5 protein-coding genes are annotated in these 12,573 nt (G+C 37.2%); 1 reads left to right on the top strand and 4 read right to left on the bottom strand.

Annotated features, from left to right (window positions below):
* Positions 1–168 precede the first annotated feature (168 nt).
* Entirely contained in the window at positions 169–1,446 is a 1,278-nt protein-coding gene (locus VIC_RS13965; protein ID WP_157622138.1) for a putative phage abortive infection protein, read from the bottom strand.
* Between the two features lie 374 nt (positions 1,447–1,820).
* On the opposite strand from VIC_RS13965, the gene VIC_RS13960 reads away from it, so the two are divergent.
* On the top strand, positions 1,821–3,299 hold the full coding sequence (locus VIC_RS13960) for a hypothetical protein (protein ID WP_006960621.1): 1,479 nt from the start codon (positions 1,821–1,823) through the stop codon (positions 3,297–3,299).
* A gap of 169 nt (positions 3,300–3,468) precedes the next feature.
* Here the strand turns inward: VIC_RS13960 and VIC_RS13955 are convergent, their stop codons facing one another.
* The 3 genes from VIC_RS13955 to VIC_RS13945 form a co-directional block, all read right to left on the bottom strand.
* Positions 3,469–5,097 carry a hypothetical protein gene (locus VIC_RS13955; RefSeq protein WP_006960620.1) on the bottom strand — a complete coding sequence of 543 codons (1,629 nt, stop codon included), beginning with the start codon at positions 5,095–5,097 and terminating at the stop codon, positions 3,469–3,471.
* 127 nt (positions 5,098–5,224) lie between these two features.
* Positions 5,225–5,962: a hypothetical protein gene (locus VIC_RS13950; protein ID WP_236612179.1), complete on the bottom strand. Its 738-nt coding sequence runs from the start codon at positions 5,960–5,962 to the stop codon at positions 5,225–5,227.
* Positions 5,868–12,155 carry a hypothetical protein gene (locus VIC_RS13945; RefSeq protein WP_006960618.1) on the bottom strand — a complete coding sequence of 2,096 codons (6,288 nt, stop codon included), beginning with the start codon at positions 12,153–12,155 and terminating at the stop codon, positions 5,868–5,870. The genes VIC_RS13950 and VIC_RS13945 overlap by 95 nt, the downstream gene beginning before the upstream one ends.
* Positions 12,156–12,573 lie beyond the last annotated feature (418 nt).

Here is a 12,573-nt window from a genome sequence, read left to right as displayed (position 1 = left end):
ACATTTGCAAACGACTAAACTTAATTAATCTGATAACAACCTGTCAGCTTAGTAACCTCACTTGGCTAGATCTGACAGGTTGCCATAAAGTGCTTCTGCCCCAAAATTAGATAGAGCTAAAAGTCGCTACGGAGCCGTCTATTTCCTCATCTAAAAAGATTATTGTCTTTACGATGCGTTACTTTCTTTGACCTTGTGATAAACACTGCCATCATAATAACTTCTATTAAGAATACTTTGATCACTTATGGCCACTTTCGCGCCTTTTTTTAGCAACTGAGACAAATTTTTTTCTTTTTGTTTGAGACTTTCATTTTGATCAAATGACTTGTGAGAATAAGCCTTCAAGATCATCTCATACGCATTCGGAATATAATCTCTTGAAGAATTTGTATTCCAGCCTTGTTTATTAAACGTTAATGGCTTGTTTACATTCAAATGCTCTAAAAAGCTATATCTTTCTATAAGTAAGAAATATTTATGGAAGGAATGATCGTCGACAACACCATCATGACAATTTACTGCTAGTAACCTTAAGATGTTCATTGGGAGCATTGATCGAACTAAGCTTGAATAATACTTTTCTTCCTCTGAGGGCACACCCTTCAAGTACTCGTCAGTGAAGATTTTTTCTGTGTTATCTACATGATTCTTTGCAATATATTTAAGTAGTTGATATAGATTTCGAAAATATCGGCTTAAGCTTGAATCATCCAGAATAACGTTGCGAATATCATTCAACGACTCTTTTTCTAGCCCTCTATGCTCAGTATCATACAACTTAACATTCTTATTCCCAGATAATTGGCTGAGCATCTGGTTATGTTCGGTCAACAGGCTTGAAAACGTACTATCAAAACGTTCTTGCTTGGCTGTTCTTTTCGCTTCCTTTAACTGCTCTTCAAGAGTCCCTGCTTGATCCCTTTGCGCTTCCGCAGAGCTTTGCAGTTCACGCCGAGTTAGCTCCAACTCATCTAGAGAAACTCTATGGGATTTGTTTTGTTGGACGAGCGTATAGAGCAAACCAAAATACGATAGCAAAGAAATAATAGGTGCTGCCATATTGTTGAAAAATGAGCCAAAGTCATTCAACCAACTTGATTTTACGTTACCTGTTGACGAGTTTTCGCTGGAGTTAACCAAATTAAAACCATCAGTAACTAAATCTCCCGGATAACTGCCCCATAACCACAACATCCATAGAATACCGATACAAGCAAAAAGCCAATACACAACTGTACTTGGTTCCGCTCTATTATTAGGCGATATATCTGGGTGTTGATTAAAGAACTCATCAACATTCTCTCTCAAGGCACATTTCAACTCTGCCAAACTATCTCGGCTAATGGATTTACTGTACTTTTGCAAATCGACCAGCCCCACGTATCCTGCATCTGTTTGCTCAATTTCAAAATTTATCCCTCGATATACATCGCCATTTTTCATTGTTTTTCGCTTCACAATAACCATAAAACCATGATTATAAAGAAATCAATCATCATGTGAATAGCACTCAAGCCTATCATTACCAGATGAAATCAACTAGTTTGAGCAAACTACAAAAATTTGATTTGAGTCTTAGTGGTAGAGTTAATGCTTTAACTAATTTCTGTCAATCAATGTGTCAGTGTAGTGCTCTTGGCTGTAGTGTGTTCTTGGCTCAGACGACTTGCCCCAAAGTTTGCCGGACGGGCATGTATAACAATTCTCGAGCTTAGTCTTTGACTTAATTTATCTAATAAACCTATTATAAATCAAATATCTAAAGAGAAAGCAGTTAATTTATTTAATGGATATCAGCTATATAGCAGGGTGTTATAGTGAATCAAAGAATAGAAAACGATACCTTTTCTGGGGGTGAAACGATTCACCTAAATGCCACAGTCGGTCACAATGGTAGCTTCGCACCTGAAGGAGAACCACGATCAAATACTGATTACGCACTTGGGTTTTCAAGTGCTGCACTGGAGCTAATTAGATCAGCGAAAGAATCTTCTGAATTAAGAACTCACCTTGATTATTTGGTATATCCTATATGTTTCAACATGAGGCATGCCGTTGAGCTAAGGCTAAAAAAATGGTGGAAAGATTTAAGTATTTTAGCGACTAAAAGGGACGTGAAGCTTAAACAGTATAGGGATGCGAAAGTAGCAAAAGATCCTTCTTTAAAGGGGACACTTATGCCCTTTCCTACAATAGATGAAGCATCCACTCATAACCTTTCTAAATTATGGAGTCTGGTTAGTGAATATGCTCCTATAATCGATTCACGTTTCAACAAGCTTGTCCCCCTTCTTGACCCTTACATCAAAGATATTGCAGATATCGACCCTACAGGCCAAACATTTAGATATCCTGCCAGCAACGATAGTCAGGTTCATTTATCTGAAACACCACTTATAAACATTGGAATACTTGAACTCAGGTTTACATTGCTATTCAAGATGTTTGATTTTCAGGATGATATTACAAATGAGATGAAATACGAGTACAGTTGGGTGACCACACCAAATCAGCTTTCACTTTATGACCTGCAGTCAATTTCTTTGATGCTTGCTAAATACGAAAGTAAAGAGGGCGAACCCATAGCTAAGCAAGCCAAACCATTTGTCAGAGATAAATTTAAGTTATCAAGTGGCTTGTATAGCAAAACGATTTCTGCAATAGAAAGTAATCATTATTTAAATCACAGCCTGAAAATTATTAACAAACCAAAGCACCTAAATTTGGAAGCGACCAGAACAATATTTGATGTGTATTTTGATTATAAGCCAGTGGAAGAGTATCTGTCAGAATATGAACGCACGAAGAGTAAAACCCGAATATATAAGCCTGATTTTGATAAAATTACACAGGAGCTATCAAAGAAAAGTGAGTTAGGAAAAAAGTTACTTTCAAGTTTAACGAGAGAGCAAATTGCTGAGTTTACGGCTCTAATTCAGTGTTACTCAGAATCAAAGTATATGGAGATTTATAATCGGATTGTAGAGGAACATATATGTGATGTTAATCGGATGAGTGAAACAGAACTTAAAGACTATTTATCTGAAAATTTCTTTGGTTCAATGATGTTGGAAAAATTCTCATTAATGCTTCTACAACAAAACTGTATAAACGTCGTGCAGCCACTAATTGAAAAGTATGGACTAAACACCATCAGTTGGTACAAAAACTTTAAAGAACGAGCATTTAATAGGTGCTACGATGAGTTTTTTAATTTTGAATACACAATTGAACAGTACCAGACTGAGGTGGTTAGTGTACTGGCTCAAGTTAAAGCAGAAAGGTTGAGTATGTAAGTAAGGGGGATCTCTGAGAAATTTTTATCCTTGCAAAAACTAATCTTAGTTGCGCTAATTTACAAAAATCGCTGGCATATTCTGTCCAAAATGCGACATATGGTAACAGTAGTACGATAGAGTCGTGACTGACGAGCGTATGTGTAAGTTCCTGTATGGATTACTACAACTAACCATCTACTTTATCTATCAACCTGTAGTCTCGGAAAGAGCTGGTATATTCATATCTAACATAACCACCGATTCTATTCAATTTTACGTTACTAGGAAGTAGAATTTCCAATTTATCAGTTTTATCAAAGCTAGTAATATTGGACAGTACGCTTCTACTTACTACTTCACAAAAAGTGGAAAGTTTCTCCGAGTATAATCGTTTAGACTGATAAACAGTGACATCTTCAAATCTAATGTAGCTAATGAGTTGCCTTACAACATATTTGTAGCCATGAAGATTGCAATTTATGTCCAGTGCACGGTTTGTTTTGGAAGTGAGTCCTTCGAGAAACGCATCGATGATATTTTCTTGATATTTATTGCTACCTAGTTCATTTAGATCCGAGAAAAGCCATTCAAAAATGTCGGCAAAAACTTGACCATTTGAGTACTTATCTGAATAGTCAGCTCTTGAGCTGAGGAGCGTGAATCTATCCAACACATCGACCCACTCTTTCTCTAAAGGTCTATTTCCATCTAAGTGTGGGTCGGATTGAAATTTGTTCATATAGGTTAGGTATGACTGAAATGAGTACTGGAGAACATCATTAAACACATATCGCGCGGTAAACTTCGCGTCATCTGATACTTGATGTAAGAGGTCAATTGTATTTTTTAAACCAATCACAAAACTCGAGAATAAGTCTTCTCTACTGTAGACACTTCCATCGTAAGATTTCCCGTAAAGAATCGTGTCTACTGAGATCTTTGCTAGTACGTGATATGATTCCCAGTATCCCTTTCTATTAACGAAAGGCTCACCATACGAGAAGAAACCATTCAGATTATAAACGCGATAAGCACTGTGAAAGTCATAGCAACCGAAAATTAACGCCCCAGCGTTATCGTTAAAAATGCCAATCCCTTGGAATTTCCCACTCTGGTAAAAGAAAGAGTTTTCGCACCTACAACTAGCTGAAATAAGTTCCTCGACAAGCTTATTAAAGAAGCCACGGTCTGGTTCTCTATGACGTGAAAACTCATCGAGAAGGTTATAAAATAACATAGGGTTATGAATCACTATGTTATTTGTGATGTCTTCATCTGAGAGCATGACAATTATGTTGTGAGCCAACCTTTTGTTTTCACACTCATGTTCACAATAGTAGTTGATGGCAAGATACTTGATGTTTGGTACTGACAGCTCATCTACGATAGAAAAGAGTGCACCTTTATCCTGCCCTTCTAGTGCTTGGAATAACTCTCTTTGGTAAAGCTGGAAGTTATCATCTTTAAGGGTTACTTTTGTAGTAGCAGCCCTCCAAGCTATTAATGCCGAAACTAAGATGAATACAGTGGCAGAAACCTCCCAAAATAGTGGATATCCTAACAACGGTATTGCTGTTCCCGGGATAGAAGGGAGTACTGCTGCGATCAAAATAGAAAAGATCGCTAATGATGACAAGCCGATAGCAAATTTACTAAATTGATGACATTTTATACGCAGTTTTATAAGAGGAGTTACCAATTGCCAGAACGCTATAGCTAACCCAAGCGCTGCGATTAAATCACCTAGGCCAAAGTATGTAGTCGGTTTTGCCGGATCGTAACTACAATCAGCGAAGCCTAAACACTCGAAAAGCATATAACCCATTCCATTAACATAACATCTATATTTCACTATAGTTAATCAGTAAAAGCTACTTCGTTTGGGCTCGGAGCAGATTGCTTAGGCCAAGTGCAAACTCTTACCACAGAGCTTACGGCTAACATCAAGTAATATCTCGCTTAACTAACTCTTCCAAATCACCTTTGTAACTTTCTAGAAATACGTCACAAGCTTCTTTTAATGATTGTATTCTCGCTATTTTTGACTCGATGTCAGCTATCTTTTTCTCTTTCAATGTATTTTCGTCGATTTCATCATCTAGAAAACTCAACAAAACCTTAATGTCATCTCCGGAGCTTTTTGGTGCAAGCTGCAGAATACTTTTAGACTTCTCGGTTAAGGCAGATTGAGCCGCCTTTTCGAAGCATTCTGAAACTAAACTTTTAGCTGCTTGGTCCACTGTTAAAGCAACGTTGACCCACTGTTTAGTGTCGGTTGACTCCTCGTCATCAATTTCTTCATCAAACTGAAGGAACTCATTGTAATAGTGGTTACTACTCGAACTGTCTAGACGGCTAAGCCCCTGAAAAACTGAGTCAAACTCAGTAAAAGGCCTGATGCCTCTAGGAAGTTCTGAACGATGCTGCCAAAGCTTAATAATTGCATCGACACAGTTTCTTTCAGCAGTATCCTTCGCATCGCCATCACTATGACTAGCTTTGTTGATATTCTCGGCAATGTAATGGACCATCCAACGAGCAGGGGTATTGCACTCTATTTCCATATCAAGCTCTGCAATGATCGCTTTACCTAAGTTGATAACATCTTGATTGGTAGTCTTTGATGACTCCATCTCTTGAGAGAGTATACAAGTTACAATATTGGCCTGAGTATTTGACATCTGTTGGTAAATCCTTATCAAAAGTTGAGCTTTGGCGACTAATCGACACTTCAAATATAAGTGACAATTCAGTATCAATGCAGAGGGTTTTAAGCATATCTAAAGACATGTAGACCCTATCCCCCTTTCGTATGATCCCTTCATTGTATCGGGTATGGGTATCAGTCCAAGTTTCAGAGAAACCATGCTTGTTACCTAGGATGTCAGTATAGGTTCGACTGAGGCTGCAATAGCTCAATTGAAGTAATTTCTCATATTCACTTCCTATCCTTTTGCTTGGAAACTGGAGTTCCCCGGCATAAGGGTCTATTTCATCGAAGCGCTTGTATGAATCAGGCTCAACGATCCATCCCTTTAATTGAAAGTCATGATCATCCAATTCAAACCGTTCTTCTTCATATGTAGGAAGCTTATAGTCGTGACTATTTTTGCAAGTGACTAGCGCTTTTAATAGCGAATCAGAGTTGCTCGGTGATACTAAGGCGCTTGAAATACGGTATTCCTCATTGTTACCGCGACCATCGGTGTCAGCCCATAAACCTGTGACACAAACAAATGTTTTCTCTTTATGTTTCAACAACAGACCTTCGAAAAAGTCGCAATCAAGAATTTCCCAACGCCATGACTCTGTGACTATTTCTTCAAGCCAGCCCCTCCTAATTAGAGGAGCAGGATCTCTTAAATCAGCTAGCAAATAACCATTATCTGTTGACAATAAGTGTCCAGATAACCATTCAAACCAGCGATCTCCCTCCCAATCGTTTTTGCTTTGTGCTATAGGAATGTTTTTAATTAGGCGCGAAGCAAGAGTAAATACTACGTGATACCCCAAATAAAAATCAAAACGCTGAGTTGGAGGTATTGAATAGTGCCTTGAATGTGTTTCCTTTCGACCATAACTTCTTGGATCGTCGAAGAACTGGTCATTGGGGCTAATTCCCCATTCATTAATCACTATATTCATTGCAGCTTGTTTCAATGATTTGACTGAAACATTAAAAACGTTGGCTAACGGCTTCAGCCAGTACTCTTGAAAATCGAGGAAAAATGAGACATCAGGAATGTCTTCACCACTACTCGCAATATTTACATCTACACACTCATCTCGTGATTTGAGAATATTTTTACCGAATTGGCTCTTCCCAACCTCCTTCAACTTACAAATCTCGTCCGTACTATAAACAGTAGAGTCTTTCTGCAACAACTCAAAAGCAACTTTAGAGGCATAGTGTTCCAATAGGATATGATCTGCACTTGTAGCTTGCTCAATAAAAAATGAGCTATACCTCAATAAAGTTGCCGGATTTGATTTGGCTCCTCTGAGCATCGCTATTAAAAAATAGAGCTGTGCATGATGCTTGTAGAATCGAAACTTGTTTGACGCGAATGCTGCGTTATCATTGCGTGGAAAAAGAAGGATCAATGAATCAATAATTTTGTCACAACCACACTCAACAAGGCGGTAAATTATATGAACACCTTCCCAACATATTTTAGATGTAGGATTAGAGATTAGTGACCAAATAAAAGATGCATAAGCTTCAGGAGTGCTACAAGAAGGTTCTAACCAGTGATCCCAACTTCCATCTGCGTCATCCTGATCGATATGAAGTTCGACCCGATCAAGAGCATAGCTCAAGGCATCTCTGGCTTCAGTCGGACTAAGCTTATCAGATACGACAGATATAACTGAAAAAATGAACTCAGCATCATCAAAATCACTTTTAGCCTCGAGAGCTTTGATTACGCCGTTACATCTTAGTTTAGCAAAGTCTTCTTTCAAGGGAAATCTTGACGTTGACTGCTCCACCCACCATGGACTTGAGACAAGGCTAGCATTATTTTCTACATATAAATCAAAAACCTGTAACCATACCTTTTTAAAATCATCATGTTGAAGCCATTCTATAGGTGTACTTTCTAAGAAGCTTTGCAATTCATATTTAGATAGAGATTTACATCTCAAGATAGAGCGAATGAAGTCCACAGAAGACAGTGTAGGAACCTTTAGATAAACCTGTTCCCAAAATACATTTATGTGACATCCATTTTTAATTCGGTTGAAATTGCCCAATGAGTTTTCAATATGATCAGAAGAAGTAAAATTGTTTGAACGAAAAACTGAACTCCAATCAATTTCTTGCTCTTTACTCTCTGAACCTAAAGATTGTTTCGTCGGAAGTTTATCTCGGTTTTGTTTTTTAAGTAGATGAATCGCATCAACAAGGTCGGGTGAACTCAAGCCAAATTTATCTCCTACTTTTTGAATACGACTCAACATTTTTTCTGAGAAGCCTTTTATCAAAGACTGTCTAGCTGCATCATCAAATATAATTTTTTTTACATTTTCACTCTTAGTTTTCTCGATGCAATCGATAATGAAGTCAATATACTCTGATTCATCTACCAATCCTTGAGCACACCACGCTTCTTCAGGTGCTAATACCCCATTAGCAAACGATTCTCTGATAATCGTGTCTTCGACAACCCCCCAATATGTTACCTCTCGATCTAACCAACGAGCCATGATCGCGAAAGCAGAAGAGGAGTTCATGTTTTGAATGGCTTTCATCGTTTTATCAATTGGGAAGTGATCAGACATATATTCATAAATCACTTCTGAACTTCTAGAGAACCTGTATGTCAGTTCTGCTGAACAACTCTCCTCTGAACTTTTCTCAGCCAAAGACAAAATAGAAGAGTGTCGCATCAAAGCTTCATCACCAAACTTTGATGCAGATTCGATAGCCTTATTGAAATACTCGGCGGACTTAAACTTTGATAAGGGACATACCGCAATTGCAGTATCAATATATGAGCTTGATGTACTTTCTGGGCCATCCTTTTTAAATGCTGAGATGGTGCTAATCAGAGGATTCTCGTACAAGCTGGCAAGATGATGAAGGTGTTCGACTCGACAAGTGTAATACAACCCATCTAGCAATAAGTTGTATGATGCCTCTTTAGCGATATCAGAGAAAATCAGAATCTGTTGTTCTTTGTTCAAACTCTTAGCACTAAACAAGCATTTTTGCTTTATCCCCTTAACTAATTCTGGGGTGTAACTACGTAGCTCATAAGATGGAGGAAGGTTTTTTGATACCTGTTCAAAAGTGGTTTCATACTCGGAGGAAAAATCGTTAATGATTCCTGAGCGGACCTGAATTAAAAAACACTGTGCAGGAATTGTAGCATCTAGTGTTTTCCTATATTTTTCTTTCTCTTGAGCTTTTTTATAGTCTAAATCATCGGCTAGGAACTCTTTTGGGAAGATAGAGTTATCTGGAAGCGGAACTCCAGATAGTAAGGTCATTAGTGCAGCAGCCTCGACAAAATCATGTAAATCACCATTATGGTACATAGTAGGATTTGCAAACCAAGGCTTAGGACTAAGAGTTATCTTACTTTGAAAAAAACTGTATAATAACGTTCGGTCTAATCCATTAGCCAAGCAACATTCAATGAATAAATTGATATTAACATTTTGAATTGTTTTATTTGCTACATTTACCTCATCGCTATCGATTTTAGTTATATTTAAAAAACAAGAGTTGACAATTTCTTTGTTTAAAGACACCTGAAACGAATAAAGTGAACATATGAAATGAATACATATATATCCAAACTCTCTAGAATAAAATGAAAGATCTTTTATTTCATCAAACCTTGATTCGTCTACTAAATTTTTACTAAAGACTTCAATTGCTTTTTGAAGCGCCTTAGATGGTGTAAAATTCAATATTCTTTCAATTGTTTTTTTCGCTCCAAAAAGATTCAAATATGTTGTAAAAAGTAATGCTACTTCTTTAGTAGACACACCTTCATTTCGCCTTCGATTCTTTTCACTTGCCTTGGATTTAAAGTAGTAAGCTAACCAGTTTTCTGCTGCTCTTAAATAACTTAGAGACTCACCTTTAAATTCTTGATGTACCGATAGTAATGAGGATTTATACAGATTTTCAGAACCTTTCCAATCACCTGCTAGCTTTCCTTGAAATGCCAACTTTTGAACTTCAGTTGGTGATTGAATGGCACTAATTAATATGGCATTCTGATTTAACAGGTCGATCTGACGTTGGTCTCCTGCAAATTCTTCTCCAGTCCTTAGCGCCAGTTTTACAAATGATACATAGTCCTGTAACTTCAAGGCCGATTTTAGTGCTGCATTTAATCTAGAAGTACTTATGCTTCTAGTGTCAATGGGATTATCTATAGGTAAAAACTCTTCTGAAAGAGCCAGATCGATTAAGTCTTGATGATTACCACCCGCCAGCATTAAATATGGCAGACATTCAGAAACATAACTGTCTGAGCTAGCCAGCTCACGTATGTTTAAAACGAATTCCTTCGCTTGTTCAGATGTAGATGCGTATTGCTTTCTAAACCAAGTTTCTGTCGGTTCATCTCTAAACTGAATACTATCGTCAATTAATATTAAGCCTTGTCCGAAATCACTTATAAAACTTCCAATTTCCGCCTCACGAAGATTCGTAAGTTTAGAGATAACACTTATTGGAATAAATGGAGGCAAACTAGCCAAAGCAGTGCATATTAAGTCAATTTTGACACTTTCACTTGAGACATTCTTGCTTTTTAATCGCTCAATTGCGTGTTCAAGTTGAACCTCGATCTGAGCATCAACTGTAGTTAATGTAGGGCCTAGGTTTTGCAACATGTCGGACAGCGAGTCTGGGAATGCCTGAATAGCATATGACTGAACTCGAGGATTTCCTCCTGAAAGTCGATGAAACTCTTTAGCATCCTCTTCATTTGCACCAGAGTAGTATAGGCGTAGGTGAGCAAGAGACTCGTTTTCAGTAAATGCGCTTAATTCATGCTGTCTAACTTCTGCCCGAGGACTTAGCAACTCGATTCTTTCAGATCTACACAATGCAACTACCGTACAGCCATCAATCATTAAGCTATTCAAAAGCTCGGGTATAATTGAGTTTTCAGCTTTCTCCTTCGCAGCCATAACTGCATTGTCGGCTGCATCGATAAACACGTACAACTGAGCTAGTTCATTCCCTTTTCTCAAGAATTGTACTGCAACTTCTAAACGAGATTGAAATTCTGAAACTAAACTCTTTCTATCTTTTCCTGATGAAACCAGAGGGTCACATATTCCTTCTATGGCAAGCTCATTAATGATTTGTACTAGAACTTTATCAAAAGAGTGTCTCGGATTATTGAGCGAACGATATAGGCCATCACCAAAACAGTCATAAACTATAACGCATGAATGTTCAGGAGCTACTGAGTGGGCTAGTCTCGCCATGACTGTTTTTCCAACACCACCTCGAGCATGAATTATGGTGTTTTTTTTATCATCAAATATCGACTTTAATATTAACTCTTGATGATTTCTCAAATTCGGCGGAATAGAAGCTTCAAATTTTGGAGGCGAAGGGAAGATGTCATTGTAATGTTCGGCTCCAAACCTGACTTCCAAATCATGGCGTTTTACTTCAACAAATGCATCAGAAGATTGTTTAGATAGCAAGTTGATTGCAAGTGCTTTAGTTAGCTCACTTACAAACCTAGAATTCTCAGTGCAAATGTATGGAGTAAAATAATTATCACGAAAAAATAACTTTTCAAGAGTGGCATTCTTAACAAAACTGCGAATTAATTCAAGGCTAAGCCCTGTAAATGACTCTTTCTTTTTATTAAATATCTTGGTTTTAAAATTACCTTTAGATGCATTATCCCAAAAATAATTTACATCTGGCGAGATATCTTTGTTAAAAAATATCTTCTTAGACGAAATCTTTAATGCAAAATCAGGAATGTTTTTTAGGATGGTGTTTAGTTCTTTGCATCCTATATCACCTCCCTTGGCTTTAAAATATAAAACATTGAGATGACTAGCTTTATGTCCTATTAACTGGACCATAAAGTCATCTTCAAATTTTAATATTTTAAACTTTAAGTTACCTTCTATTTCATTATTATTAGACAATAAACTTAAGCACTGATAAGTAGTCCAAAGTAACGGTATCCTATCATTACTTTCATCGAAGGCACTTGCTTGTGCAAGAAACGTGCTTTGAGCAAATGATTTCTGATCTATATTAATTTTAGAGTCATGAATATCACCAGTAAAAACAGGTGCATTAATATTCCCGCCAGCAGCCACAGCCCTATTTTTAGCTGTCACTTTGTTCAAAAACACTTTTATTTTACCGAACAAATTTTAGCCTTATTTAATTAGAGCTAGATACGATACATATAACGTCAGTGCACTAATAATAAGAGCAAGTATAGTTGAAACATTTGCTAACGTGTTTAATATACTTTTTCGATTAGAGTTGACATCTCCCGTCATCACAGGTCCATTAATGTCTCTACCAGCACTAACTCCGCGATTGTTTGATGATATCTTATTTATATTACTTCGAAAACTCAGAATAAAAACAAACAATGCAAAAACTGAAATCAAAATCGCCTCTGTATGGTTTTGAGACATATAGTTTATTAACGGTTCAAACATCTATTATCCACGGTTAATTTCTTTCACAATTTTATTAAAATAAAACTAGCGAAGATTAAATCAGCACTAGCTTTCCACCCTTAACACTTTTCGATTTTACTTCCTATATGCAACTGTG

The organism is Vibrio coralliilyticus ATCC BAA-450, from assembly GCF_000176135.1.
GTDB classification, from domain to species: domain Bacteria; phylum Pseudomonadota; class Gammaproteobacteria; order Enterobacterales; family Vibrionaceae; genus Vibrio; species Vibrio coralliilyticus.
Note: the sequence above shows the minus strand (reverse complement) of the source record. Positions and strands in the feature narration are given on the sequence as shown.

Bases quoted from the DNA above. Each gene is read 5' to 3' on its own strand.
- VIC_RS13965 (WP_157622138.1), bottom strand. From the start codon at position 1,446: ATGAAAAATGGCGATGTATATCGAGGGATAAATTTTGAAATTGAGCAA.
- VIC_RS13950 (WP_236612179.1), bottom strand. From the start codon at position 5,962: ATGTCAAATACTCAGGCCAATATTGTAACTTGTATACTCTCTCAAGAG.
- VIC_RS13955 (WP_006960620.1), bottom strand. From the start codon at position 5,097: ATGCTTTTCGAGTGTTTAGGCTTCGCTGATTGTAGTTACGATCCGGCA.